Origin of the sequence: Erysipelothrix tonsillarum DSM 14972, assembly GCF_000373785.1 — a bacterium.
Lineage (GTDB): Bacteria > Bacillota_I > Bacilli_A > Erysipelotrichales > Erysipelotrichaceae > Erysipelothrix > Erysipelothrix tonsillarum.
This window is the reverse complement of the sequence record NZ_KB892377.1, coordinates 637220-663083: the sequence shown is the minus strand read 5'-3', so window position 1 is coordinate 663083 and position 25864 is coordinate 637220. Positions and strand designations below refer to the sequence as shown.

At 37.1% G+C, this 25864-nt stretch carries 29 protein-coding genes; 27 read left to right on the top strand and 2 right to left on the bottom strand.

The window, feature by feature from the left end; genetic code table 11:
* The first annotated feature begins 21 nt into the window (after positions 1-21).
* The 7 genes from B096_RS0103080 to deoC are packed head-to-tail and all read left to right on the top strand — an operon-like array spanning position 22 to position 5569.
* The gene (locus tag B096_RS0103080; protein ID WP_018579325.1) at positions 22-747 is read left to right on the top strand and encodes a segregation and condensation protein A; all 726 of its coding nucleotides are present in this window, start codon (positions 22-24) and stop codon (positions 745-747) included.
* Positions 747-1283 carry an SMC-Scp complex subunit ScpB gene (gene scpB, locus B096_RS0103075; protein ID WP_018579324.1) on the top strand — a complete coding sequence of 179 codons (537 nt, stop codon included), beginning with the start codon at positions 747-749 and terminating at the stop codon, positions 1281-1283. Before B096_RS0103080 ends, scpB begins: the two co-directional genes overlap by 1 nt.
* Complete coding sequence (locus B096_RS0103070) at positions 1267-2007, top strand: pseudouridine synthase (RefSeq protein WP_018579323.1); 741 nt, start codon at positions 1267-1269, stop codon at positions 2005-2007. The genes scpB and B096_RS0103070 overlap by 17 nt, the downstream gene beginning before the upstream one ends.
* The gene (locus tag B096_RS0103065; RefSeq protein WP_018579322.1) at positions 2007-2708 is read left to right on the top strand and encodes an RsmE family RNA methyltransferase; all 702 of its coding nucleotides are present in this window, start codon (positions 2007-2009) and stop codon (positions 2706-2708) included. The genes B096_RS0103070 and B096_RS0103065 overlap by 1 nt, the downstream gene beginning before the upstream one ends.
* Positions 2705-3451, top strand: a complete 747-nt coding sequence (locus tag B096_RS0103060) for a hypothetical protein (RefSeq protein ID WP_018579321.1) — start codon at positions 2705-2707, stop codon at positions 3449-3451. Before B096_RS0103065 ends, B096_RS0103060 begins: the two co-directional genes overlap by 4 nt.
* Positions 3452-3453: 2 nt before the next feature.
* Complete coding sequence (locus B096_RS0103055) at positions 3454-4905, top strand: UDP-N-acetylmuramoyl-L-alanyl-D-glutamate--2,6-diaminopimelate ligase (RefSeq protein WP_018579320.1); 1452 nt, start codon at positions 3454-3456, stop codon at positions 4903-4905.
* A gap of 1 nt (position 4906) precedes the next feature.
* Positions 4907-5569, top strand: a complete 663-nt coding sequence (gene deoC / locus B096_RS0103050; protein WP_018579319.1) for a deoxyribose-phosphate aldolase — start codon at positions 4907-4909, stop codon at positions 5567-5569.
* Between the two features lie 74 nt (positions 5570-5643).
* Here the strand turns inward: deoC and B096_RS0103045 are convergent, their stop codons facing one another.
* Both B096_RS0103045 and B096_RS0103040 read right to left on the bottom strand, forming a co-directional pair.
* The gene (locus tag B096_RS0103045) at positions 5644-6426 is read right to left on the bottom strand and encodes an ABC transporter permease (protein ID WP_018579318.1); all 783 of its coding nucleotides are present in this window, start codon (positions 6424-6426) and stop codon (positions 5644-5646) included.
* A complete protein-coding gene (locus B096_RS0103040; protein ID WP_018579317.1) occupies positions 6419-7054 on the bottom strand; it encodes an ABC transporter ATP-binding protein in 636 nt (211 codons plus the stop codon). Before B096_RS0103040 ends, B096_RS0103045 begins: the two co-directional genes overlap by 8 nt.
* Positions 7055-7223: 169 nt before the next feature.
* Between B096_RS0103040 and B096_RS0103035 the strand changes: the two genes are divergently transcribed.
* The 20 genes from B096_RS0103035 (at position 7224) to B096_RS0102940 (ending at position 25861) form a co-directional block, all read left to right on the top strand.
* Positions 7224-8651: a DEAD/DEAH box helicase gene (locus tag B096_RS0103035; RefSeq protein ID WP_018579316.1), complete on the top strand. Its 1428-nt coding sequence runs from the start codon at positions 7224-7226 to the stop codon at positions 8649-8651.
* Between the two features lie 199 nt (positions 8652-8850).
* Complete coding sequence (gene rpsU / locus B096_RS0103030) at positions 8851-9036, top strand: 30S ribosomal protein S21 (RefSeq protein ID WP_003773874.1); 186 nt, start codon at positions 8851-8853, stop codon at positions 9034-9036.
* 81 nt (positions 9037-9117) lie between these two features.
* The gene (locus B096_RS0103025) at positions 9118-10101 is read left to right on the top strand and encodes a PhoH family protein (RefSeq protein WP_018579315.1); all 984 of its coding nucleotides are present in this window, start codon (positions 9118-9120) and stop codon (positions 10099-10101) included.
* A complete protein-coding gene (locus B096_RS0103020; protein ID WP_018579314.1) occupies positions 10070-10744 on the top strand; it encodes a response regulator transcription factor in 675 nt (224 codons plus the stop codon). Before B096_RS0103025 ends, B096_RS0103020 begins: the two co-directional genes overlap by 32 nt.
* On the top strand, positions 10728-11936 hold the full coding sequence (locus tag B096_RS0103015; RefSeq protein ID WP_018579313.1) for a sensor histidine kinase: 1209 nt from the start codon (positions 10728-10730) through the stop codon (positions 11934-11936). The genes B096_RS0103020 and B096_RS0103015 overlap by 17 nt, the downstream gene beginning before the upstream one ends.
* A 72-nt stretch (positions 11937-12008) precedes the next feature.
* Entirely contained in the window at positions 12009-12911 is a 903-nt protein-coding gene (locus tag B096_RS0103010) for a substrate-binding domain-containing protein (protein WP_018579312.1), read from the top strand.
* Positions 12908-13861 carry a phosphate ABC transporter permease subunit PstC gene (pstC, locus tag B096_RS0103005; RefSeq protein ID WP_039736857.1) on the top strand — a complete coding sequence of 318 codons (954 nt, stop codon included), beginning with the start codon at positions 12908-12910 and terminating at the stop codon, positions 13859-13861. The genes B096_RS0103010 and pstC overlap by 4 nt, the downstream gene beginning before the upstream one ends.
* Complete coding sequence (gene pstA / locus B096_RS0103000; RefSeq protein ID WP_018579310.1) at positions 13858-15081, top strand: phosphate ABC transporter permease PstA; 1224 nt, start codon at positions 13858-13860, stop codon at positions 15079-15081. Before pstC ends, pstA begins: the two co-directional genes overlap by 4 nt.
* A 2-nt stretch (positions 15082-15083) precedes the next feature.
* A complete protein-coding gene (gene pstB / locus B096_RS0102995; RefSeq protein ID WP_018579309.1) occupies positions 15084-15836 on the top strand; it encodes a phosphate ABC transporter ATP-binding protein PstB in 753 nt (250 codons plus the stop codon).
* An 8-nt stretch (positions 15837-15844) separates the two neighbouring features.
* The gene (gene phoU, locus B096_RS0102990; protein ID WP_018579308.1) at positions 15845-16477 is read left to right on the top strand and encodes a phosphate signaling complex protein PhoU; all 633 of its coding nucleotides are present in this window, start codon (positions 15845-15847) and stop codon (positions 16475-16477) included.
* A 64-nt stretch (positions 16478-16541) separates the two neighbouring features.
* Positions 16542-16985, top strand: coding sequence for an rRNA maturation RNase YbeY (ybeY, locus tag B096_RS0102985; RefSeq protein ID WP_018579307.1), 444 nt, complete (start codon positions 16542-16544; stop codon positions 16983-16985).
* Positions 16960-17328, top strand: coding sequence for a diacylglycerol kinase family protein (locus B096_RS0102980; RefSeq protein ID WP_018579306.1), 369 nt, complete (start codon positions 16960-16962; stop codon positions 17326-17328). Before ybeY ends, B096_RS0102980 begins: the two co-directional genes overlap by 26 nt.
* Positions 17325-17726, top strand: coding sequence for a cytidine deaminase (gene cdd / locus B096_RS0102975; RefSeq protein ID WP_018579305.1), 402 nt, complete (start codon positions 17325-17327; stop codon positions 17724-17726). Before B096_RS0102980 ends, cdd begins: the two co-directional genes overlap by 4 nt.
* Positions 17716-18612: a GTPase Era gene (era, locus tag B096_RS0102970; protein WP_018579304.1), complete on the top strand. Its 897-nt coding sequence runs from the start codon at positions 17716-17718 to the stop codon at positions 18610-18612. Before cdd ends, era begins: the two co-directional genes overlap by 11 nt.
* A complete protein-coding gene (gene recO, locus B096_RS0102965; protein ID WP_018579303.1) occupies positions 18602-19300 on the top strand; it encodes a DNA repair protein RecO in 699 nt (232 codons plus the stop codon). The genes era and recO overlap by 11 nt, the downstream gene beginning before the upstream one ends.
* 29 nt (positions 19301-19329) lie before the next feature.
* Complete coding sequence (locus B096_RS0102960; RefSeq protein ID WP_018579302.1) at positions 19330-20703, top strand: glycine--tRNA ligase; 1374 nt, start codon at positions 19330-19332, stop codon at positions 20701-20703.
* Between the two features lie 18 nt (positions 20704-20721).
* The gene (gene dnaG, locus B096_RS0102955) at positions 20722-22485 is read left to right on the top strand and encodes a DNA primase (RefSeq protein ID WP_018579301.1); all 1764 of its coding nucleotides are present in this window, start codon (positions 20722-20724) and stop codon (positions 22483-22485) included.
* Positions 22485-23864: an RNA polymerase sigma factor RpoD gene (gene rpoD / locus B096_RS0102950; protein WP_018579300.1), complete on the top strand. Its 1380-nt coding sequence runs from the start codon at positions 22485-22487 to the stop codon at positions 23862-23864. Before dnaG ends, rpoD begins: the two co-directional genes overlap by 1 nt.
* A gap of 1 nt (position 23865) precedes the next feature.
* Positions 23866-24519 (top strand): class I SAM-dependent methyltransferase, encoded by a 654-nt coding sequence (locus B096_RS0102945; RefSeq protein WP_018579299.1) that lies wholly within the window; start codon positions 23866-23868, stop codon positions 24517-24519.
* 1 nt (position 24520) lies between these two features.
* Positions 24521-25861 carry a DEAD/DEAH box helicase gene (locus B096_RS0102940; RefSeq protein ID WP_018579298.1) on the top strand — a complete coding sequence of 447 codons (1341 nt, stop codon included), beginning with the start codon at positions 24521-24523 and terminating at the stop codon, positions 25859-25861.
* The last annotated feature ends 3 nt before the right edge of the window (positions 25862-25864 follow it).

Sequence of the window (25864 nt, the reverse complement as noted above, 5' to 3'; positions counted from 1 at the left end):
AGTTTAGATTGGAGAACACATATGAATTTTGAAGTATCTATTGATCAATTTAGTGGTCCCTTGGATCTAATGCTTTTTCTAATTAAAGATAAAAAACTTGATCTTTTTGACTTGAATATTGTTGAATTGGCGGATCAATACATTGCATTTATAGATAGTGTTCGAGATCAAAAGCTTGAAGTAGCTGCTGAATACTTAAGTGAACTCGCAGGTCTTATTGAATATAAAAGTAAACGCCTGTTACCGCGAGATAAAAGCGAATTGGATGCAAAAGATGTTGAAGATGATGAAAATGACCTTGTAAGACGTTTAATTGAATATCAGCGATACAAAGAGGTAAGTATTGAACTTGCACAACGATATGAAGAACGGTCAAAGCAATTTGCAAAGCCTATTTCATCGGGCTTATTTAAAGAAATAAAAACTGAATTACAAGAATCGATTACATATGAACAAACACCTTATGATTTAATGAACGCGATGATGAAAGTGATGAGCCGATTTAAATTGGCTCATCCTCAAGATGTTTCAATCGAACGTGCAGAATTATCTGTAGACGAGGTTGTTGAAGATTTAAGAAAGGTTTTTGAAGGTGGTGTTGTCCTGACACTGGACCATGTTTTAGCACAGGCACCAACACTGCAATACCTTTTAGTTTCGTTTTTGGCAGTTTTAGATATGTTGAGAATGGGTGATTTAAAAGTAAGTTACCAAGGAGAAGAAGTCTATTTGAAGGGGGCAATTTAATGACGAATTTTGGAATTATAGAAGGCGTATTATTTGCCTTTGGAGAAGAAGGCGTTGAAAAAGAACAACTGATGCTTGCACTGGGGTTGGAATCTGTAGAATTCGATGCGTTGATTGAGAATTACAAGCGAAGTTTAACAGCTGCAGATAGAGGTTTGGAATTAGTTGAATTTGGATCAATTTATAAATTAATAACAAAATCTGAGTTACATGAAACGATTTCAGATATGCTTGAATTCAATAAAAACAGACAATTATCCCAAGCTGCTTTAGAAACGCTAGCGATTATTGCGTATAAGCAGCCAATCACACGCTTAGAAATCGAAGAAATTCGCGGTGTTAATAGTGATATGATGTGCCGTCGGTTAGAAGCACTGGATTTAATTAAAGAATGCGGCCGTGCTGATTCAGTGGGTCGTCCCATATTATATGAAGTTACAAATTCGTTTATGGATGTATTTAAACTAACGACTTTGAAGGAATTACCGGAAATTAAGATAGAAATGTTGGAAGAAAATAATGAGCTCTTTAAATAATATAAGATTACAAAAATTTATTGCGATGAGTGGTTACTGCTCTCGTCGTAAGGCTGAAGCATTGATTGCGGAAGGCAAAGTAAAAGTTAATGGTATTAAAGTTACTGAACAAGGAATCAAAGTTTCATCAGAAGATCGTGTCATGGTAAATGGCGTGATGATCAACGTCGAAGAAAAAAAAGTATATTATATTTTGAATAAGCCTAGAGGTGTTGTATCAAGTGTAAGTGATGATAAAGACCGTGAAAGCGTTGTAGATCTCGTTCCAAATGATATACGTGTATTTCCTGTAGGACGATTAGATCGAGAAACTACAGGCGCACTAATCCTGACAAATGATGGTGATTTTGCATACTATATGACACATCCGAAATTTGATATGTCAAAAGTTTATCGCGTGAGCGTGCAAGGAAGACTTTCTTATGAAGTAACGAATTCATTAAAAGAAGGTATTACCATTGAGGGTGTTGAGTATAAAGGTGTTGAGATCAGTCGTGTGAAATATGATGCAACAAAAGATCGAACTCAGTTTTCAATTACGCTTCATGAAGGGAAAAACCGTCAAATTCGTAAAATCTTTGCACACTTTGGACTTCCAGTCTTAAAACTGCATCGTTACCAAATTGGATATTTAGATATCAATGATTTAAAAATTGGTCAATTTAGAGAATTGAAACCATTTGAAGTCAAAAAACTATTACTAACCGCTAAGGGTGGTATCTAATGCAACAATTCTTCATTGAATCGATTGAAAATTTGCTGTTAAGTGATGAACAATTGCACCAGTGTCGAAAAGTTCTTCGGATGCAAGTGGGTGATAAGATTCGCCTTGTAGACCAATCGGGCAGAGGGGTAATCGCAAATTTTGTTGATGAATCATTAACAAAACTTGAAGCTGAAGAATCGATTGTGTGGCAACCGAAAAAATTTAAACTGCGAATTATCGCTTCGTTGATTCGTTCTGAGCGGTTAGAATGGATGATTCAAAAAGCATGTGAATGTGGTGTTGATGAAATTGTTTTATATCAAAGTCAACACGGCGTAGTTCGCGATTTTGGGAAGCGCTCCGAGCGAAAAATGGAACGTTTTAATTTGATTGCCAAAGAAGCATCAGAACAGTCTTATCGTCAATATGAGGTGCCGGTTTTAGGCATTGCGACGATGAACGACTTAGAACAGTTCAAATCAGAATTAAATCTTTATGCAGATATCGGTGACGAAGAACACCTTATTAATACTGTTACCAAAGAGGTATCTTCAATTAGTGTCTTGGTGGGTCCTGAAGGAGGCTTCAGTCCACTTGAACGTGAACAGTTTGAGGCTATGGGCTATCAACAAGTAAGCCTGGGTAATAACGTTCTTAGAGCTGAAACAGCAAGTATTTATATTTGTAATATGCTTTCAGCGTGTGAGGTGATTAAGTGAAAATACTAAATAAGTACCATAAGCAAGCACGATCTAAGAAGGAAATCTCGGAGCTAACGACTTTAAATAAGAACTATAATCTCGGTTTGAATCCTAAGAGCGACCAAGATTTATTTAAATTGGATGTCTTTAAGCACGGTTTAAATACAAAACAAATTTTTGAATCTGAATTTGAGAGAATACGCAATGAACATTATGATATGTGGGATAATCTATTATTTAATGAGCGTAACTTTATCATTCAATGTGATATAGCACCTATGAAAGCTAAACTAAAGGTTTTTGATGTTACTGAAGAGGACCGAGTATATATACCATTTTTTGATGTGCTCTTAAATACGTTGTATGACCGTGAAACAGCAATCCTTGAATTACCGCAGTATTTTAAACTATATCAAGAATTTCAAGATCGACTCATACCAGTAGATTTTTATGGATTAAAGCCTTTCATTGCGAATATGAGTAGTGGGCGTTATATTAACCAACGCGGTGATGTTATCATATTATATCGAAAAGATTTAAATATTTTATATCGCTATAGTTTGGCGATGTGTGAAGCTTATCCGCTAGAGGAAAAAATAGTACTTCAAGAAAATCAAATTCAACACCTAGCAAATTTGATTTTAGATATGGATGATGAAAAAATCTTGGATTATTGTATTGAAAATGAACTTATCAAACCGCGCTGCATTAAAAAAATTAATAAACAACGCGTTAAAGCAGAAAAGAAGAGTAGGAGATAAGTATGAAATTGAATAGACTTGTAAAAACAGATTCTGAATATATCATTGATCACTTAATGTTAGACTCGCGTGATCGCGTAAAAAATGGGATGTTTTTTTGTTTAAAAGGTTTAACGGTCGATGGACACCGTTTTGTTCACCAAGCAATTGAAAATGGTGCTATTGCGATTGTTCATTCGGACGATTTAGAACCGATTGATGGCATTGAGTTTATTCGGGTTGATGATGTTATGACTGAGTTGCATCGAATCACGGATCGATTCTATAACAGTCCATCAAAAGATATGTATGTTTACGGTATTACGGGAACAAATGGTAAAAGTACTACCATGATAACAGTGCGAAATATACTCAAACGATTTGGAGTCAATGCGGGTTATATTGGGACTATTTCGGTTGAATATAATGATCATAAGTTTGCCCCGTCACTAACAACGCCAGATATTGTAGAACTGCAAGAATATTTGCATGACATGCGATCAGAAGGGGTCGAGGAAGTATGTCTTGAAGTATCAAGCCAAGGGCTTGCCTTAAGACGTGTTGAATCTATCGATTTCGATAATGCATCCTTTACAAACCTTACACATGACCACCTTGATTATCATAAGACTATGGCGAACTACTTTGAGGCTAAAAAAATGCTTTTCGATGGTTTAAAGCCGACAGGATATATGGTAATCAACATCGATAATGAGTATGGTGAAATTTTAACAAAACAAGGCTATTCAAATGTTGTAACCTATGGTATTGAAAATGAACGTGCCGATTATCGTGCAAAAAATATTGTTTTAAATGAAGATTCAACAGAATTCACACTGGTATACCAAGAGAAATCGTATCCTGTTGTCACAAATTTTGTTGCGATTTTCAATGTATACAACACCTTAAATGTTATTGCAATTCTTCACGAGCGTGGCTATGCACTCGAACGTATTATCCCTGAATTAAAGGATATTGAGCACGTCGATGGTCGCCAGACAATGGTTAAACAAGGACAACCTTTTAGAGTTGTTGTGGATTTCGGACATGCACCAGATAGTATGAAAAACGTTTATGAGTTTGTACGTGAAACACAGTCAGATTCGGGGCGTATTATTACTGTATTTGGAGCGGCAGGTGGTCGCGATACTGCAAAACGTCCGATTATGGGGCATATTGCATCGACGTATTGTGATCATGTAATAATTACAGAACATGATAACCGCGATGAGCGCGTCGAAGATATCACGGAGGATATTATTTCAGGTATTGAGAAGGATAATTATGAATTTGTACCCAAGCGGGTTGATGCTATTGAAAAAGCATTGAAAATGGCTCAGCCGGATGATACAGTTGTATTAATTGGAAAAGGTGAAGAAAAATTCATTTATCGTGAACATGGTTCGAAAGAACCGTGGATGGGTGATGAAGTTTGCGCATCACAAATTTTAGAAAGACTATATGGAGGACAATAAAATGAAATTAAATAAATATATTGATCATACTTTATTAAAACAAGATGCTACAGAAGCACAAATTCGTGTTTTATGTGAGGAAGCAAAAGAATATGATTTTATGAGTGTTTGTATTAATCCTGGGTTTGTTTCACTCTGTAATGAATTACTTAAAGATTGTGACGTTAAAGTTTGTACGGTTATTGGTTTTCCATTAGGTGCTAATACAACTCAAACTAAAGTATGGGAAACAAAAGATGCACTCGAAAATGGGGCGGACGAAATCGATATGGTTATTAATGTGAGTGCATTAAAGGACAAAAAATATGATTTCATCGAAAAAGAAATCCGTGCGATTAAAGAAGTATGTGGCGATAAGGTCCTTAAGGTTATTATTGAAACATGTTTACTAACAGAGGATGAAATTATAAAAGTATGTGAACTTGCAGTTTCTGCAGGGGCTGATTTTGTTAAGACATCAACTGGATTCAGTACCGGTGGAGCAACACCAGCAGCCGTAAAACTGATGAAAGACACCGTGAAGGATGCAGCTAGCGTCAAAGCATCAGGTGGTGTTCGCAGTCAAGAAGATATGGAAGCGATGATACAAGCAGGTGCAACACGTATAGGAACTTCTTCAGGGGTTGCGTTAGTAAAAAACGAAGTAAGTCAATCCGACTATTAAAATAAAAAAAGGTATTTGAGCCGTATGCAAAGACAGCAGATGCTGTCTTTATAAATGCTCATAAATACCTTTTTTTATTGATACCAATTAATTTGTTGATGTTTATTAATTAAGGTTTTATACCCAAAATTTAACGTGGTGAATGTGGTAAGTGCGACGCCGGTTGTTATCGCAATCATAATTGCTGTCTGATACATAATTGCAGTCAGTGGTGCTGTACCTGAGAGAATCTGTCCAGTCATCATTCCAGGTAAAGATATAATTCCCATGTTTAGCATATTATTCAAGGTTGGTAATAGTGCCATCTCTAATGACTTATTAACAAAAGGAAGCAAGACATCTTTTGGAGAAACACCAAGATTGAGAAGTGTTTCAACTTTATTGCGTTCCAGATCGAGAGTGTCTGTAAGTGTCTTAATTCCAAGACTCAAACCATTCATTGCATTTCCGATAATCATACCACCAACAGGGATGGCATATTGCGGATTAAAAATACTTGTACGTACAATAACTCCTACAAAAAATGCTACAACGAACAATCCAGATCCGGTTAAACAAAAGAAGATAATTCGTTTAAATTGGTCATTCAAACGAGGGTTTTTCTTCAAAATTCGGTATGTAGAGAAAAGTACCATTGCCAGAAGATATAAAACAACAAAGAGGGGATGGGGATTCCCAAATATATAGGTCAGAATAAGACCTGATAAATAAAGCTGAACGGACATTTTAATACTTGCTGTAAGCAAAAGTCGTGTCTGCTCTATTTTGGCACGCTTCATAATCAATAAAACGACAACCAAGAGTAAATAAATCATACTAAATTGTATGATGCTAAGTTGAATGATACCGTTATCCATTGTGTGTCACCTCCTTAATATTTTCGATTTCTATTTGGTCGGAGCCATATTTTTTGCTGAGCGTTTCGTTGTGACTTACTATAATTAATGTGAAGTTATGTTTGACACAATATTGTGTAAGATTGTTTATGAGTTGATCAGCGGTCGTGTCATCAAGTGCAGAGGTTGGTTCATCCAACATTATTCCATGACGCACAAGAGCGAGGCAAAGAGCGATATAGATACGTTGACGTTCACCACCGGACATCGAAGTAACCAAGTCATCCAGTTTAGCATCAGAACAAGCGATAGTGAGAAACTCTTGCATTTGAATAGCGGTTAAAGGTTTATGTCCTCTTAATTTCGCAAATGATTGAAAGTTTTCACGAACGCTTTCCTCAAAAAGGAATACAGATTGTCCGCATAAGATATAGTCTTTGCGCAGTTCAAGGCGATCGTAATCATGAATTGACCGTCCATTAAATGTGATTGCGCCCTCCAGTGGATCAACTGTACCATTGATGATTTTAAGCAGTGTCGATTTACCAGATCCCGATGGTCCGGTAATAAATGTTGTTTTTCCCTCATGAATAAAAATGGGGGGATAGAATAGAATATTCTTATAGTTTATATTTTCAAGTTGAATCATAAAAGCCTCCATATGATTATCATAACTTAAACCTAAAAAATTTGAAGTAAAACTGCACTTTAATTTATTTTTGTTTACTTTGGTCCTGTAAAACTATAAGATTAAACGGTTGGAGTTCTTGCAAAAGACATAAAATGTATAAAAACAGATGAATTTAAGGAGTAAATATATGGAATTTAAAGATTTAGGTATTAATAATAAAATACTACAAGCACTTACAGAACAAGGTTATGAAAACCCTACACCCATTCAAGAACAGGCAATCCCGTCATTATTACAACATAATGATTTGATCGGCTTGGCACAAACGGGTACGGGAAAAACTGCGGCATTCGCAGTTCCTACGCTTCAAAATCTTGGTCAAAAACAATTTGACCGCAATGGAAAGCGTAAAATTAGAGCGTTAGTACTCACCCCAACACGTGAGCTTGCCATTCAAATACAAGAAAGTTTTGAAATGTATGGAAAATACATGGACTTGCGTTCTACCGTTGTTTTTGGTGGCGTTGCGCAACGTTATCAAGTTAAAGCATTACGGAATGGTATAGATACATTAATCGCGACACCAGGTCGTTTAGAAGATTTAATGAGTCAAGGATACATCGATTTGTCTCATATCGAAGTTTTTGTATTAGATGAAGCTGATCGTATGTTAGACATGGGATTTATTAATGATGTAAAACGGATAATTAAAAAACTACCTAAAAAGAAACAAACGCTCCTTTTCTCCGCGACGATGCCGGCAGAAATTTCAAATATTGCCGAGATGTTGTTAAATAACCCAACTACAGTTGCAGTTACACCAGTATCTTCGACAGTTGAGACGGTTGAACAAAGTGTATATTACGTTGACCAAAGAAATAAAACACAATTACTAATAGAAATCTTAGAGAATAAATCATTTGATTCTGTACTTGTCTTTACGAGAACGAAACGTGGTGCAGACCGTGTTGCCCGTGATTTAACACGAAGCAATATTAATGCTGTTGCGATTCATGGTGATAAGTCTCAAGGGGCAAGACAACGTGCATTGAGCGGTTTTAAAGATGGAACCATCAATGTGTTAGTTGCAACGGATATCGCTGCTCGAGGCATTGATATTAATGAACTAAAATATGTTGTGAATTATGAACTTCCTGAAGTTCCTGAAACGTATGTGCATCGTATTGGTCGTACCGGACGGGCTGGTTTCAGTGGTGCAGCGATATCATTTTGTAATTTTGAAGAAATTCCTTTGCTTAAAGATATTGAACATGTAATCCAAATGAAAGTACCAGTTGTGAAGAAACATAATTATCCATTACTTGATAAGACAATCAAAGATGGTAAAATCAGCAAAAAGAAGAAAGCCAAATTACAACGTATTAAAGCAGAAGAAAATAGTGATCGAAAACGTCCAGTAAAAAATAAAGATTCTAAATCAAAGGGTAAACCTAAGAAAAAAGAAAAAGAATTAAATGGACCTTATGATTGGAGTAATCATCCATCTAAGAAAAATAAAAAGCAGTCGAAAAAAACTAAAAATACAAGTGCTACCAAAAATAACGCGATTAAGGGCACAACCAAAACAACTAATCGTCGTAAAAAAACAGCGTAATTCCGTAGCAAAAAAAGCACGTTAGAACGAGATTAAGCCTGTTAGGACTCAGAAACGTGAGTGTGAGGGTGCTTATTGAGTAGGTTTTAAAAGTTTTAGCAATATATTAGCAATATATCGAAAAAATCCTAATTATATACTTGATTTTGATTGATGAAGTGTTATAATTAATTTGCTTGCATCAGAAGGGAGGTTAGTCATGTCGAGAATTGTAGTAAAAGAGAACGAAGGTTTGGATGACGCATTACGCAGATTCAAACGTCAAGTATCTCGTAATGGTACCCTTGCTGAGGCTCGCAAAAGAGAGTTTTATGTAAAACCTGGCGTACGACGTAAATTAAAGTCGGAAGCTGCTCAAAAAGCACGCCGTAAAAAACGTAGATAAAAAATGAGGAGCGCATTGCGCTTCTTTTTTATTGCATGTTTTTTATTTTGCGATATGATTAATATATAAGGAGGACTGCTCTTGATAACTCAATCGATCAATTTAAATGAACTTGAAATTTCGCTCCAACAGCTTGTTGGGGTTGAAAATAAAAATATAGCCTTAATTGAAGCAAAGTATGATGTACGCATTAAAGCGAACGATCAGCATGTTCTAATCTCAGGAATGGAACCCAATGTTTCTCTTGCACTTTCGTTTGTCCGCCTTGCTGCTTCGGTGGTTCAACAATACGACCGTTTAGATGCTCAAGAATTTGATTATTTGTTTGATGTCGTGGCGAAGGGAAAAACCGAACGATTTATAGAAATGATGGATGATGTTTTGACGCGATCTTTCACGGGGAAACCAATTCGTCCGAAAACACTTGGGCAAAAAGTGTTTATCGATGCTTTCAAACAACATGATCTTACATTTGCAATTGGTCCTGCGGGAACGGGTAAAACATTTTTAGCCGTTTGTTACGCTGTGGAACTTCTAAAAAAAGGTGAGATACAAAAAATTATTCTGACACGTCCTGCGGTAGAAGCGGGTGAAAATCTCGGTTTTCTTCCGGGAGATTTAAAAGAAAAGGTCGATCCCTATTTGCGTCCACTCTATGATGCATTGGATGATATGTTGTCACCTGAACGCGTTCAACGGTATATGGATAAAGGTGTTATTGAAATTGCACCGCTTGCTTATATGCGTGGACGGACTTTGGATGATGCAATGATTATCTTGGATGAGGCACAAAATACGACGAAGGCTCAAATGATGATGTTTTTATCGCGCTTGGGTCGGAATTCAAAAATGATTGTGACCGGTGATATTGATCAAATTGATTTACCACGTCATCAACAGTCAGGCTTACGCGTCGCACGTGATTATCTATCAGATATTTCGGAAATAAGTTTCGTCAACTTATCCCATAGTGATGTTGTACGACATCCGCTGGTTATTAAGATTCTCAAGAAGTTTGCGGAAGGAGAACGTCGTGAACAAGAAGATTCTAATTATCGAAGATGAGGAGGGCATACGCCGCCTTTTACGCTATGATTTAAAACAAATGGGTTTTGATGTTCAATCTGCAAAAGATGGCCGTGAAGGCCTTCAAATGGCTCAATCATCGCAATACGATGTTATTATTATTGATTGGATGCTTCCGTATTATGATGGGATTGAACTCGTTTCTCAATTTAGGGCATCCGGCATGGATTCGATTCTCATTATGTTAACTGCAAAAGATGAAGAAGCAGATATTCTTGAAGCGTTTGAGGCGGGTGTAGATGATTATCTTTCGAAGCCGTTTTCGCCTCGAGAGTTATCAGCGCGTATTACGGCACATCTTCGAAGAGTCGATTTGAATCATGAATTAAGACGGATTCAAGTCGGAGATATTGTGGTCAATTTAGATCAACATACGGTTGTCGTTAATGGGAATCTTGTGGAACTTACAAAAAAAGAATTTGATTTATTAATTTATTTATTGCAAAATGAGAACATCGTATTAACACGCGATCAAATATTGACTGAAATATGGCATTTTGATTATGATGGTGATACACGTATTGTGGATGTTCATGTGTTTAAATTACGAGCAAAATTAGAAGGCTCGAATGTTAAGATTAATTCGTTGAGAGGAGTGGGTTACGTTGCGAAAAGAGAATAAAATACAATTATTCGTGTTAATCATTCTTTCTGCGATTGCATTATGGAGTAAATCAACAATTTCAATTTTGTTGTTGAGTCTCGGAATGGGTGTCTTATTTATTTTGGACACTTTAAAAACAAAAAACAAAGTAGATACGATCAAAGAAGATGTAGAACTTGTTAAAAAGGAAGCGACAGACCAAGCAGACTATGCTTATGATCGGACAGTGCAATTGATTAATGCGATTCCATCGCCTTTAGTTTATATTAACCAAAGAGGCGATTTCGAGGTGAGTAATCAATATTTTGATCAACTCATTCATGTTGAGGCAAAGAGTGTCTATGATGTAAAGATTGACTCTCCTATTCGCCAGACATTATTGGATGCGTTTCTTAATGAAAAACAATTTGTACGTCAGGTAAATTACCGCGATGTCGATTTCCAGGTGTTATCGATTCCATTTTTAACCGAGAAACGAAGATACAATGGGTGCATGTTGATTTTTCAAGATGTGACACGGGTGTTAGAAGGCGAAAAAATGCAGAAACGCTTTATTGCCGATGCATCTCATGAGCTTCGAACGCCGATTGCATCAATTAAAGGGATGGTAGAAATCCTAAATCGGCCTGGATTTGAAGATCAAGAGACCTTACACGAGTTTTTAGAACAAATTGAGAAGGAAAATAATCGCCTTGATCATATCGTTGAAGACTTATTGCTTCAATCCCGTCTCAAATCGAATACGGTTTATTTAGAAAAGACAGTCTTCAACCTAAAACAATTCTTTGATGGTCTGATTTATGAACGACGGCAAGAATTGCACCAGGCAAATATCAAGGTGGTTTTAAATTGTCCCTCTAATATAACTGTGCACGCAGATCAATTCCGACTTTCTCAAGTATTCTTGAATTTATTTAATAATGCAATTAATTATGCCGAGAACGGACTTATAAATATTAGTTGTGACACGGATGATGAATTTGTAACGATTAAATTTTCAGATAATGGAAAAGGAATGGAACCGGAATTGATTCCACATATCTTTGAACGCTTCTATCGGGGTGAAAAAGATCGCAGTCGCGAACATGGTGGAAGCGGTTTGGGTCTTGCAATCTCTAAGTCAATCGTTGAAGCTCATGGTGGAACGATTGGCGTTACAAGTAAAATCGAAAAGGGTACTACCTTTACGGTTAAATTAACACAGAATTAACAATTAATTGATTTTCTTTTAATGTAACACATCTATACTTTCAGTAAAGCAAGTAGAAGAGGGGTTTACATTATGAGGAAATCTTTTATTTTGGTTTGGCTTTTTGCTTTATTATTAGCTGGTTGCTCGACGTCCACTGATGACAATCGCATCAAAGTATATACACGTGATGGCTCTTCCGGAACACGTGAAGCCTTTGAAACCATTGCGGGAATCTCGTCAATCACACATAACAGTGCGGAAACAACGGGCAATGGTGATATGGCAACCCAGGTTGGTCAAGCTAAGAATGCAATAGGATATGTTTCGCTTGCGACGGATTTTGAAGGTAGCGGGATTAAGCCTTTAAAATATTTAGGGGTAATGCCTTCAATTGACTCAGTTAATGATGATTCGTATCAATTAGCGCGGCCATTCAGTTTTGTGACGCGAGCAGAAGATGATTACGAGCATGATTTAAAACGTCAATTGGTTGAAGCGTTTTTAGATTATTTAACGAACTCAATTGAAGGAAAAGAAGTGTTGCTTGCTTCGGGAGGAATCGTTGATCCATCTCAAGGGGTATTATGGGACGAATTAAAAAAAGAACATCCAATTGTGTTGAGGGATAATTCGGATTTGGTGCTTAAAACGGGTGGTTCGACATCTGTTGAACCAACACTTAAAGCAGCGGTTGAGTCTTTTATTCCATTGGCTGGAAGTTTTGGATATGAACCCAACCATACTGGTTCAAGTGATGGATATAAACGAACATTAGGCGATGAAAAAGATGGACCGAATCGTATCGATATCGGATTTGCCTCTCGGTCATTTAAAAAAGAAGAATCAGTCAGTGCGAGCATGCATTCAGGGGTTTATTGCCTGGATGCGGTCATTGTGGTTGTGCATAAAGCCAATCCAGTTGATGATGTAAATCCGGAGTTACTACAAAAAATATTTGGTGGTGAAATCGCACAATGGAAGGATCTGTTATGAGATTAAAATCAAACCGTTTTAACTCTAATTCTTTGGCCAAGTACCAAAGGCGAAAGAAAATACTTGATCTTTTTGTACAACAATTATTGCGTTTTATGGGGATTCTCGCAGCATCAATGGTAATTATTATTTTTGTTTTTATTTTCAAACGAGGTATTTCTGTTTTTCTTCCCGACTACGGAACAAATCAAGTATCGATTGCACAGTTTTTAACCGGATTTGTATGGGATGCAAATAAACAGATATATGGGGTATTGTTTATCGTTATTAATACAATTATCACCGCTTTTTTTGCAATGATTCTTGCATTTCCTGTTTCGGTTCTAACAGCGCTTTTCATTGCTAAGATTGCACCCAAAAAGTTAGCGCAATTTCTTACAACTGTAATTGAACTGCTTGCGGCGATACCTTCCATTGTATATGGGGTATTTGCCTCGGGAGTGATTGTTCCTTTTATTGATCAATTTGCAGCCTCACTTGGATACGCCACTTTTGGGGGACGTTCGATGTTGGCAGTTGTTGTGTTGCTTGCGATGATGGTTCTTCCTACAATGACATCGCTTTCGATAGTAGCAATCAAGGCTGTTGACCAAAATCTTGAATTGGGGTCGTTAGCCTTAGGTGCGTCTCAAACACAGACGAATTTCAAAGTAGTTTTAACCTCCGCTAAATCGGGAATTACGACAGGGTTGATCTTAGGTCTTGCTCGAGCATTTGGCGAAGCAACAGCAGTATCGATGGTAGCGGGAAACAAGCCGATAGGCCCCACATGGAATCCATTTGATATTACACGTACATTAACATCAACCATGCTGTCAGGTATGAAAGAGACCTCAGGTGTGGATTACGATATTCGATTTAGTGTTGGGATTGTTTTGATGATTATCATCTTTGGGTCAAATTTACTGATTCATTATTTCAAGCGGAAAGTGGGGACTGATGCTCAATGACACGTTCTCGTAAAATAAAAGATTTTTTTCTTGACGGAGCAACCTATATTTCGGCCATGTTATCCGTTTTAGTGTTGATCAGTGTATTTGGATTTGTCATATTCCGGGGTAAAGACACGCTCAATTGGGATATGTTGCGGTCGAACTATTGGTCTGAAAATTATGTGCTGGGGTTTCGACGGGATGAGCCGAGTCATTATTCCAAACCTGACAACTTGGATAATCAAGATATTTTTAATCATACTTTCGGTATAGCATTTCGAGACGAAACCAATCATGAAGGCAAGAAAATGGTTGTTGTGACCTATGTGGACACAGATGGGCCATTTGGATCTACAGTTAACTTAACCGCAGGACCTCTTTTTGAAAAGGACCATATTATTAAAGAAGGAGACATAGTTGAAAAAATAACACTTACCGATATCAATGGGAAACGCGTTGTAGCGGGGCACATCGGTGGTGATGATGCCCTGTCGGTTCATAATAAACTTACGAAAGCTTCAAAACTAGACTCTATATATTATAAGACGCGAAGTGGTGGGATTTGGGGCTCTGTTATTGCAACGTTGCTGTTGATTGTGATTTCACTAGTATTTGCATTACCCTTAGGAATTGGCGCGGCACTCTATTTAACAGAAATTGCCGCAGATAATCGCGGCACCCACATGCTCGAAAGTAGTATAGAGATGCTTGCAGGTGTACCGAGTATTGTTTTTGGGTTGTTGGGAATCGCCGTTTTGTTTCCGATTACTGCGTTGTTTAATGTATCGGGGATGAGCATTATGCTCGGCGGAATGACAATGTCTATTATCTTATTGCCGGTCATTATTCGTTCGGTGAAAGAATCGTTGCTAGTGGTGCCTGATAGTTTGCGTTCTGCATCCTTATCCCTTGGGGCTACACAAACACAAACGATATTCAAAGTAGTCTTGCCTAGCGCATTACCAGGTATTTTATCAGCGGTGCTGCTATCGGTAAGCCGTATTATTGGAGAATCGGCAGCACTCATTTATACAATGGGAACTTTCGTGAATGACGTCCCAGCGTTAAATCAAGGTGCTACATCGCTCGCCGTACATATTTGGTCTGTGATGAGTCAAGAACAACCAAACTTTGAGTTGGCGAGTGCGATTTCACTTGTGATTCTCTTGTTAGTTTTAATCTTGAATTTATCGGTCAAACAAATTTCTAAGCAACTTAGAAAAAGGATGGGATACTAATTATGAATTGTTTTGAAGTAAAAAATTTAAGCTTGTTCTATGGTGATCATCAAGCCTTAAACAATTTATCCATTGATATAAAAAAACAAAAAGTGACTGCTTTTATCGGACCTTCTGGTTGTGGTAAATCAACGTTTTTACGGTGTTTCAATCGGATGAATGATCTTGTAGAAAATTGTGAAATTGAAGGAAGCATTGTGTTTGATGATGCGAATATATATGATCGTGAGGTGGATGTAGTTGATTTGCGAACGCGAGTTGGCATGGTCTTTCAAAATCCCAATCCTTTCCCCATGAGCATTTATGACAATGTTGCCTATGGTTTACGTTGCCAAGGAATCAAAGATAAGACGATACTTGATGATGCAGTAAAAAATGCTTTAATAAAAGCTGCTCTTTATGAGGAAGTTTCAGATCGGCTAGGGTCATCAGCACTCCGGTTGTCAGGTGGGCAACAACAACGCTTGTGTATCGCTCGGGCGATTGCTTTAAAGCCGGATGTGATCTTAATGGATGAGCCTACATCAGCGTTGGATCCGATAGCAACTGCAAAGATCGAGGAATTAATTCTAGAACTCAAAAAAGATTACACAATTATCATTGTGACTCACTCCATGCAGCAGGCGGGACGGATCAGTGATATGACTGCTTTCTTCTTGATGGGGGACATTGTGGAATACGAAGCAACCCGAGATTTATTTCATACCCCGAAGGATAAACGCACCGAAGATTATATTACAGGCCGATTTGGCTAGGAGGACGTATGCGATTAGAAGATAAAATGATAATGTTTGAAGCTGATTTATTAGTGATGGCAGATCGTGTTCGCAAACAAATGGCGATGGCGATTCAAGCGATTGTAACGGAGGATAAATCACTTGCTTTAGCGGTGATTGAGAAAGATGATTACATAAATGATGCAGATGAAAGTATTAATGATCAAGCAATCGAAATTTTATCCCTAATGCAGCCGGTAGCAAAAGATCTACGTATGGTCGTAGGGGGCATCAAAGTGTCTTCTGATTTAGAGCGCATTGGTGATTACGCTAAAAACATGGGACGTTATGTAATTAAAAGTAAAGAATCTCAACCCGAGTACCAAAATGATGTGGAAGTGTTGGGCGCAAAATTTCTTGAAATTTTTGATGAAGTAGTGACGTTACTGAAAAATCCGGATGTTAAAGGTGCATATTGTGTTGCTGAGATGGATGAATCATTGGATGAACTGTTTCAATCGATGATGGCACGGTATGCATCGAGCCCTTTGGAGACTGATCGGATACCAACGCAAACGATTGGTATTTTAAGAAATATTGAACGAGCAGGTGACCATGCGACGAATATTTGTGAGCATGTAATTTATATTGTTAGAGGACGGCATATTGATTTTGGTTAATATGTGATAAAAGGCTTAGATGTAAGCCTTTTTTTTATGATATAATTAATGAGGAAGTGATAAAATGGAAATAAATTATATTAATCAAACAAACGATGATTATTGGAATGACTTCGAGGTGTTTTTAAACCCGATTTTAAAAGAAACATTACTAAAGACTTCTTTTGATAAAGATGTTGAAGTTAATGTTGTCTTAGTTGATGATGAGAGTATTCATCGTTTCAATAAAGAGTTTCGTAATATTGATCGACCTACAGATGTTTTAAGTTTTGAAGATGGGTCAGTTGAAGCGGATATCTTTATGATGGGAGATATTATTATTAGTGTTGACGCGATTCGCCGACAAGCAGAAGAATACGGACACTCAATTAAACGAGAATTTTGTTTTCTTGTAGCTCACGGATACCTTCATCTTCTCGGTTATGATCATCATACCCCGGAGGAAGAAGTTGTCATGTTTGGATTGCAGAAAGAGATTCTTCATGATATCGCTCGAAAAGATTCTTAAACGCACCCGGAAGAAATTCAAGTCGGCATTTCAGGGTGTTAAAACCGGTGTCCTCTATGATCACAGTATACTTATCCAACTTGTTTTTGGAGGAGTAGCAATTGCTTTTTTTGCTGTGATTGGGATTAGTTCAACAGATTGGATGTTCGTTCTAAGTGCTGTGTTTATTGTCCTTATTACTGAATTTCTAAATTCGGCAGTTGAAGACATATGTGACTTGCTTATTAAGAATTATAATTTGCATGTTAAAGAAATTAAAGATATTGCGGCGGGGGCTGTTTTACTTGCTGCAATATATGCGATAATTATAGGGATTATTGTTATCATAAGGAGATTCATATGAAAGATGAATTAGTTTCAAAAGCTTTTGAAGCAATGCGAAATGCTTATGCACCTTACTCCAATTACCATGTTGGTGCATGTCTCATGACACGAGATGGTAAGACATTTGTAGGGGCGAATGTAGAAAATGCATCTTATGGAGCCACCAATTGTGGCGAGCGCAGTGCGGTATTTGCTGCGTATTCTCATGGCTATCGTCAAGAGGATATTGTTGGATTGGCTATTGTCACTGACGGGTATCTCCTGGCTGGTCCATGCGGGATTTGTCGACAAGTACTTTCAGAACTGCTTGAACCGACAACACCCATTTATTTATCGAACGGTAAAGAATCAATGACAACAAATATTGAAGAACTGATGCCGTTAATGTTTGGAAAGAAGGACTTAAATGACATTTAAATCAGGATTTATTTCAATCGTAGGTCGACCTAATGCTGGAAAATCAACATTGATTAATCAAATAGTGAAACAAAAAATTGCAATCGTAACCGAAAAAGCACAAACTACACGGGATGCGATTATTGGTGTCAAAACCGAAGAAGATTATCAATTAATATTTATCGATACACCGGGAATTCATAAGCCGAAACACCAATTGGGAGAACGCATGAACCGCACGGCGTATGCTCATTTTAAAGGGGTAGATTTGGTTTATTACATTATCGATGGTGCTGAACCATTTGGTAAAGGTGATGAATTTGTGATTGAGCGCTTGAGTAAGCTGAAAATACCTGTTTTTTTAATTATTAATAAAGTTGATAAAATGAGTGAACAAGCGCTACTTGAACGTATCGCAGCATCTACAGATTTTAAATTTGCTGAAATTATTCCGATTTCGGCGTTAGAAAACAATAATGTAGATCGTTTGCTGGATGTGACCTTAAGTTATATGGAAGAAGGGGTTATGTACTATCCAAAAGATCAGGTCAGTGCATATCCTGAACAATTTATTATGGCGGAAATTGTTCGTGAAAAAATATTAGAACTTACTGAAGAAGAGATTCCACATAGTGTTGCGGTCGCAATTGAACGAATTGTTAAAAAGAAAAGTGCAACGGTAATTAGTGCAGTGATTTTCGTTGACCGTCCTTCACAAAAAGGAATCATTATTGGAAAACAAGGAAGCATGATTAAACAAATTGGCGAACGCGCTCGTGGGGAACTCGAAACAGTCCTCGGGGAAAAAGTATATTTAGAAACGTATGTTCGCGTTGAGAAGAATTGGCGTAATCGAGCACGAATGTTGAATCAGTTGGGTTATATCGAAACAGAATATGAACAATAAGGATGTTGGATTCATTGTATCAATTGTTCCATATCGAGAACATGATGCAATGGTCCATTTTCTTGGTAAAGAATATGGTCTTTTACGATTGATATTACCTGGTTATTACCGTGCAAAGTCAAAGCAAGCTCGATTGGGATTGGAATTTTCCAAAGTTCAGTATCGATTTAATTATCAAGATCAAAAATTGAACCGAATTATAGGTGGAGAGTCCATCAATGCATATTTACAAGTGCGTCAGAATTTAAACTGGCTCATGTATATGTCGCTGGTGTCTGAATTGACGGTCCGTTGTTATGACCCTGAGGATAATTTTGCATTCTTTCAGTGGTTTGAAAAATGCATCGATTCTCGAGATATCGAACGGGCATGCATACAATTTATTGTGTATCTCATTCAATCACAAGGTTTTACTCCTGATGTGACTGGATGTGTGATTTGTGGAAAAACACAAGTAAATGCTTTTGATGTTGAAAAGGGTGGTTATGTTTGTGCAACGCATGCACCATACCACGTAAAAACATCGAAAGAAGTTATGGTCGCGTTGCTTGGATTATTCACAGGACGGCTTGTAGAGGATTATTTGAACACAATAAATAAACAAGAATTATTAAAAATTTTAGTGGAATATTTAGAATTTCATGGTGATTATAAATTTAATAGTTGGAAACTCATTTCTGATGTATAATAGAGGGAAAGCAATTGGAAGGTGAAAGAATGAAAAAATATGAATTTGAGACGATTGTTAACCATGTAAGAACAAGTGGTTTCGTCTTTCAAGGTAGTGAAATTTACGGTGGCTTAGCAAACACGTGGGATTTTGGACCTTTAGGAATTGAATTAAAGCAAAATGTTAAGAAACTTTGGTGGGAATCTTTTGTTTCTCGTAATCCTTATAACGTAGGGATACAATCCGCTATATTGATGAATCCATCCGTATGGCAAGCAAGTGGTCATTTAGATACATTTAACGATCCACTTATGGATTGTCGAAAATGTAATACACGACACCGAGCTGATAAATTGATTGAAGAGTTTTCAGAAACTGAGATTAATGCAGGTGTAATGAGCAATGAAGATATGGAGTTGTATATTCAAGAACATAACATTCCATGTCCAAACTGCGGAGGTCATGATTTTACAAATATCCGTCAGTTTAATCTAATGTTTAAAACATTCCAAGGGGTTACTGAGGACAGTTCAAATGCAATTTATTTACGTCCTGAAACTGCTCAAGGTATGTTTGTTAATTATCGAAATGTGCAACGATCAATGCGTAAGAAATTACCATTTGGTATTGCTCAAATTGGTAAATCATTTAGAAATGAAATTACACCGGGACAGTTTATTTTTAGAACGCGAGAATTTGAACAAATGGAACTCGAATTCTTTGTCAAACCAGGAGAAGATCTCGAATGGTATGAGTACTGGAAAAAATTTGCTATGGATTGGCTCATTGGTTTAGGCATCAAACCGGAAAATTTACGACTCCGTGAGCATGATGCAGATGAACTATCACACTACTCTAAAGGTACAAGTGATATTGAATATCGTTTCCCATGGGGTTTTGATGAGCTTTGGGGTATTGCTGATCGAACAGACTATGACTTGAAACAACATCAAGAACACTCAAAAGTAAGTATGGAATATTTAGATCCTGAAACAAATGAGAAATTTATTCCTTACTGTGTTGAACCATCACTTGGCGTCGAACGTTTAATGCTTGCATTAATCTGTGAAGCTTATGACGAAGAAGAACTTGAAAATGACTCGCGTATTGTGATGCATTTTGCTCCGAAATTGGCACCGACTCAAGTATGCGTGTTGCCATTATCGAAGAAATTAAGTGAACCAGCACGTGAAGTGATGCATAAACTAATGGGATCTTTCGCTTGTGATTTTGATGAAACTGCAAGTATTGGAAAACGATACCGCCGTCAAGACGCAATTGGAACTCCATTCTGTATAACTTTTGACTTTGATTCATTAGAAGATGAAAAAGTAACGTTACGCTATCGTGATTCAATGGAGCAAGTTCGTGTTACTATTGATGAAGCCATCACATTGATGCAATCAGAAATTAATAAATAAGAATAACGGGTGAGTGATATGAAGCGAATGCCAGAAGAACTAATCAATGACATTCGTTCAAAAACGGATATTGTTGATACCATCTCTCGATACATGACACTAACAAAAAAGGGCAAAAATTACTGGGGGGTTTGCCCTTTTCATGATGATAATAATCCTTCAATGTCAGTTTCGCCAGATCGTCAAATCTACAAGTGTTTTGTTTGTGGTGCGGGAGGAAATGTTTTTTCATTTGTCAAAGATTTTGAAAAAATTGGATTTATTGACGCCGTGGTTAAGACGGCATCATATATTGATGTTGATGTAACCGAGTATGAGCATCAAGAAAGAAAACCTGTTGATGAAGCGGTGCTACGTCTTTATCAAGTTTTAGATGAGACACAAAAATTCACCGAATTTCAACTCTATACGAAAACCGGAAAAGAAGCATTAAGTCAACTTGAAGCACGTGGATATAGTATGGATTTAATTAAAAAGTTTGGAATTGGTGTGGCATATGGCGATAATCAGCTTTCTAATTATCTCCTTGCTAAAGGGTTTACGGAGAAAGAACTTGTCGATGCGGATTTGGCCCGTGTGAGTGAACGCGGAGTTGAGGATGTTTTTTATCAACGCATCATGTTCCCAATTTTTGACCGTTCAGGCCGTCCCATCGCATTCAGCGCGCGTGCACTCAGTAATGATAATAAAGTTAAATATATCAATACTTCTGAAACGCGACTTTATACAAAAGGGTTAACCGTTTATAATTTTCACAATGCTAGAGAAACATCCCGTAAACAAGATTTCGTACTTGTTGCAGAAGGGGTAACAGATACAATTGCCTTTACTAAGGCAGGATTTGATAACGTGGTATCGTTACTGGGTGTTGCTTGTACTACCGAGCAAATTCAAATTTTGAAACAATGCAGCTCAAATATAGTTTTAGCATTTGATGGAGATCGTGCGGGTCTAGAAGCAACCTATCAAGTTGGAATGCGATTACGTAAGGCGCATTGCGCGGTGTCTGTATGGTATAATGATACTGGATTGGATCCGGATGAATGCATTCGTGAACACGGAATAGAGCGTGTACAGAAAGGCGTTGAGGACCGGATTCATTGGCTCGATTTTTTGATGAGTTATGGAATTGGAAATTATGGCCTCGATTCTTTTGATAATCGTAAGCGCGTCGTACAGTTTATGATTGATCATTTAAAGGATGAAGATGAGCTTGAACAAAGCTACTATCTCAAGAAGCTTTCAGATAAAACAAATTTTGAATATAGTGTATTATCACAACAATTGAATTCACGTAGTGTTTCAATGGAACGAGAACCACAAGTTGTGCCAAACGTTGTTTCAAATTCTATGGAATTTAATGTTAAAATTCCTGAGCGAGCTATTTTGAAGCAAATGCTGATTTCAAAAGAAGCAGCTTACTTATATCGTGATCAGTTAGGATTTTTGGTATCTGATCTTGCAACCGATTTTGCTTTGACAATTTTAGATTGCTATCGTAATCAAGAGGTCATTGAAATCGCAGATATTTTATCTTTGGATATACCTGATAAAATGAAAAAGTTTGCAATCGAAATTGAATCAAGCGATCTGCTCGATGGTTATGATCGTAAAAGCATGGAGCAAAATCTTGAATTAATTCGAAATCATCTAGTCGTCATGGGGATTCATGATATGAAGGGTCGGGTACTTCAACATGATAAGATTGATGAACAAGCAGCATTACTCGAAGAAGCAATTAAGCAATTAAGAAGTAAAAATAAGAGAGAAGGAGAACATTAATGGCAGCTAAAAAACTAAAAACGTTAGAAGAAGTTAAAGAAAGTTTTCTAAAGCAATATGAGAAGAAACGTGTTCTGTTAAATGATGATGTTGAGAAGGCAATTGATCACCTAAACTTAAGTGATGATGACTCTGATGAATTATTCGAATGGTTTGCAGAAAAAGGCATTATTTTAAGCGATGACGAGGATGATATTGACGAAGGTGTTATGCTCGAAGCCGAAGAGCCTGATGTGGATGATGATTTCATCAATGATGCAACGGAAGAAGATGAAATTTTCGATGATTCTTTAAATAAAGTTGATTTGAGTTCATATGAAAATGAATTAACGAGTGCAAATATGGTTCGAATTAACGATCCTGTTAAGATGTACTTGAAAGAGATTGGTCGCGTTAATTTACTTGATGCAAAAGATGAGCCAGAAATTGCACGTCGTCTTCAAGAGGGTGAGCAAGCCAAAGAGTTTATTATCAATAAGTATAAAGAAATTGTTGATCCTGCAATTACGGATGAAGAACTCGCTGAACGTCTAACTGAGAGTCAAATTGGTTACTTCTTCGATGATTTCGAAGCGATTCTCTCTGACAATGGTGATGAAGAAAACTTAGCATTTCTAACAAACTGGGTTGCAACATACTATGATGGTTTGGAAGCACGCCGAATTCTTATCTCTGCGAACCTACGTCTTGTTGTCTCAATAGCTAAAAAATATGTAGGGCGAGGTATGCTCTTCTTGGACCTTATTCAAGAAGGAAATATGGGACTTGTTAAAGCGGTTGAAAAGTTTGACTATACAAAAGGATTTAAATTTTCAACTTATGCAACTTGGTGGATTCGTCAAGCAATTACACGTGCTATTGCGGATCAAGCACGTACCATTCGTATTCCGGTTCATATGGTTGAAACAATCAATAAATTGACACGTATTCAACGTTCACTCGTTCAAACTCTTGGACGTGAGCCAACTGCTGAAGAAATTGCTGCAGAGATGGAGAATATTACGCCAGAAAAAGTACGTGAAATTCAAAAGATTGCACTTGATCCGGTTTCTTTGGAAACACCAATTGGAGAAGAGGATGATTCGCATCTTGGTGATTTTATCGAAGATAAAGATGCCCTTTCTCCCGATGAATATGCAAACAATCAATTATTAAAAGAAGAAATTAAGATGGTCCTTGAAGGATTAACAGAACGTGAAGAAAAAGTATTGCGTTTAAGATTCGGTCTTGAAGATGGGCGTACACGCACATTGGAAGAGGTTGGGAAAGAATTTAATGTTACACGTGAACGTATTCGACAAATTGAAGCAAAAGCATTGCGTAAATTAAAACATCCTACGCGCTCAAAACGTTTAAGAGACTTTGTAGACAAGAGATAATATGAAGCTTTCGAATCGACTTACAGAAATTTTTAATCTAATTCCGGAACAAGCGTATGTCGCGGATATTGGTACAGATCATGGACTCCTTTTAATTAAAGCAATTCAAGAAAACAAAGCAGTAAAAGGCTATGGTTTAGATATTGCAGAGAAGCCGCTGCAACAAGCTCGTGAAAATGTTGAGCGTTTTGGATATCAGGACTCCATCGATTTGCATTTGGGAAATGGACTTGAAGGGTTCAAGGGATTTGCCAATTGTTTTGTGATTGCAGGTATGGGGGCAGAAACCATTTGGTCCATCATTTCTAATTATAAATTTAAAGAAAACGATACAATAATTATTCAATCCAATACCAAAAATGCGTGGCTTCGCAAGACGGTTACTGAACAAGGCTTTGCGATTACGGATGAACGTTTTTTGATGGAACGACAAATACCCGTTTTTATTATGGTTTTGAAAATTTCAAAGAAAAAAATTCACGCCTTAACACAGGAAGATGTGTTGATTGGTCCTGTGTTAAAACAAAATATAACGGGTGAATATCTCGACTATTTAACCAATCGCGCAAATCATCTATATTCAATCAAGAGTCACAATATAGACCTTGAAACCGAATATAACACCATTAGAAATATTTTAGAAAAGGAGTGTTAATATGATGAATAATATTAATAAAAAGTTTTTTGAACTGAATAAATTTAAAGAGCTAACATCAGTTCAAGAAAAAGTTCTTAATGAAATTAAGAGCAAGCGTGATTTGATTGTTAAATCGGATACGGGGACTGGGAAGACACATGCGTTTCTCTTTGCAATCCTCGAACTCATTGATCCATCTGTTGAACAAACACAAGCATTAATTCTTGCACCGACACGTGAACTCGCTATGCAAATACAAAATTTCGCCAGCGAAATTACAACACTTGATGAACGCATTACAACAGAACTTGCAATTGGAGGAATGGATAACAGTCGTCTTAAGAAAAAAATTGAAAAACAACCGATGATTCTTATTACGACACCAGGAAAATTAATTGATATTCTGAGTTGGAATGTGTTACGTTTGGACTTTATCAAAGCGTTTGTAGTTGATGAAACAGATATGATGCTCGATTATGGATTTATTAATGAAGTGGATACAATTTCATCGAGATTGTCTAATGATACAATTTTTATGCTATATAGTGCTACAATTCCAACGGGATTACGTGCATTCATTAAAAAGTATCTTAAACATCCCGTTGAAATTGTTTCAACGGAAGAAAAATTAAAACCTCGTATCGATCACATTTTGATTAACCAACGACACCGTGATATGAATGAAGCGGTGTTGGATGTGCTTTCAGCAATTAATCCATTGCTAGCGGTTGTTTTCACAAATACGAAAGTACAAGCCGGAGAGGTAGCTAGCTATCTGCGTGATTATGGCATCGAATGTGTTGAACTTCATGGTGATGTGAGTGATCGTGGTCGTAAACAAGTCTTGAAACAAATCAATAGCAAACGTGTGCAATATATAATTGCGACAGACTTGGCTGCTCGTGGTATTGATTTACCTGAAATCAGCCATGTAATTAATGCTGGTTTGCCTAATCATGATTTGGATTTTTATACTCACCGTTCAGGTCGTACGGGACGAAGTGGTCGTCAAGGTTACTGTATCAGTGTCGTAACTCAAAAAGATCAAGGTGCTGTGACACGTTTGATGAAAAAGGGTGTGCGGTTTGAATATAAACGCGTAAAAGACGGAGCTCTCGAGGATGTTCGTCCTTGGTTTAATCTCGAAAAACGCACAAAACAGCTTGATCCTGAGATTGTACAAGTTTTACACCGTAAAAATGTTAAGGTTAAGCCGGGATATAAAGTTAAGCGAAAACGCGAAATTGAGCGATTAACAAATAAGAAAAAACGTAATATGATTCAACAAGAAATTAGAAATCAGAAAAAAGAACGTGCAAAAGCAAAACAACGCGAACGCGCACTCGACACTGAAAATTAGTGT

Coding starts and splice junctions, on each gene's coding strand:
- B096_RS0103035 (WP_018579316.1), top strand. CDS start 7,224: ATGGAATTTAAAGATTTAGGTATTAATAATAAAATACTACAAGCACTT.
- era (WP_018579304.1), top strand. CDS start 17,716: ATGACATTTAAATCAGGATTTATTTCAATCGTAGGTCGACCTAATGCT.
- rpsU (WP_003773874.1), top strand. CDS start 8,851: ATGTCGAGAATTGTAGTAAAAGAGAACGAAGGTTTGGATGACGCATTA.
- B096_RS0103045 (WP_018579318.1), bottom strand. CDS start 6,426: ATGGATAACGGTATCATTCAACTTAGCATCATACAATTTAGTATGATT.
- B096_RS0103010 (WP_018579312.1), top strand. CDS start 12,009: ATGAGGAAATCTTTTATTTTGGTTTGGCTTTTTGCTTTATTATTAGCT.
- pstC (WP_039736857.1), top strand. CDS start 12,908: ATGAGATTAAAATCAAACCGTTTTAACTCTAATTCTTTGGCCAAGTAC.
- B096_RS0102980 (WP_018579306.1), top strand. CDS start 16,960: ATGATATCGCTCGAAAAGATTCTTAAACGCACCCGGAAGAAATTCAAG.
- recO (WP_018579303.1), top strand. CDS start 18,602: ATGAACAATAAGGATGTTGGATTCATTGTATCAATTGTTCCATATCGA.
- deoC (WP_018579319.1), top strand. CDS start 4,907: ATGAAATTAAATAAATATATTGATCATACTTTATTAAAACAAGATGCT.
- B096_RS0103065 (WP_018579322.1), top strand. CDS start 2,007: ATGCAACAATTCTTCATTGAATCGATTGAAAATTTGCTGTTAAGTGAT.
- cdd (WP_018579305.1), top strand. CDS start 17,325: ATGAAAGATGAATTAGTTTCAAAAGCTTTTGAAGCAATGCGAAATGCT.
- ybeY (WP_018579307.1), top strand. CDS start 16,542: ATGGAAATAAATTATATTAATCAAACAAACGATGATTATTGGAATGAC.
- B096_RS0103040 (WP_018579317.1), bottom strand. CDS start 7,054: ATGATTCAACTTGAAAATATAAACTATAAGAATATTCTATTCTATCCC.
- scpB (WP_018579324.1), top strand. CDS start 747: ATGACGAATTTTGGAATTATAGAAGGCGTATTATTTGCCTTTGGAGAA.
- B096_RS0103070 (WP_018579323.1), top strand. CDS start 1,267: ATGAGCTCTTTAAATAATATAAGATTACAAAAATTTATTGCGATGAGT.
- B096_RS0103055 (WP_018579320.1), top strand. CDS start 3,454: ATGAAATTGAATAGACTTGTAAAAACAGATTCTGAATATATCATTGAT.
- B096_RS0102940 (WP_018579298.1), top strand. CDS start 24,521: ATGATGAATAATATTAATAAAAAGTTTTTTGAACTGAATAAATTTAAA.
- B096_RS0103080 (WP_018579325.1), top strand. CDS start 22: ATGAATTTTGAAGTATCTATTGATCAATTTAGTGGTCCCTTGGATCTA.
- pstB (WP_018579309.1), top strand. CDS start 15,084: ATGAATTGTTTTGAAGTAAAAAATTTAAGCTTGTTCTATGGTGATCAT.
- phoU (WP_018579308.1), top strand. CDS start 15,845: ATGCGATTAGAAGATAAAATGATAATGTTTGAAGCTGATTTATTAGTG.
- pstA (WP_018579310.1), top strand. CDS start 13,858: ATGACACGTTCTCGTAAAATAAAAGATTTTTTTCTTGACGGAGCAACC.
- B096_RS0102945 (WP_018579299.1), top strand. CDS start 23,866: ATGAAGCTTTCGAATCGACTTACAGAAATTTTTAATCTAATTCCGGAA.
- rpoD (WP_018579300.1), top strand. CDS start 22,485: ATGGCAGCTAAAAAACTAAAAACGTTAGAAGAAGTTAAAGAAAGTTTT.
- B096_RS0102960 (WP_018579302.1), top strand. CDS start 19,330: ATGAAAAAATATGAATTTGAGACGATTGTTAACCATGTAAGAACAAGT.
- dnaG (WP_018579301.1), top strand. CDS start 20,722: ATGAAGCGAATGCCAGAAGAACTAATCAATGACATTCGTTCAAAAACG.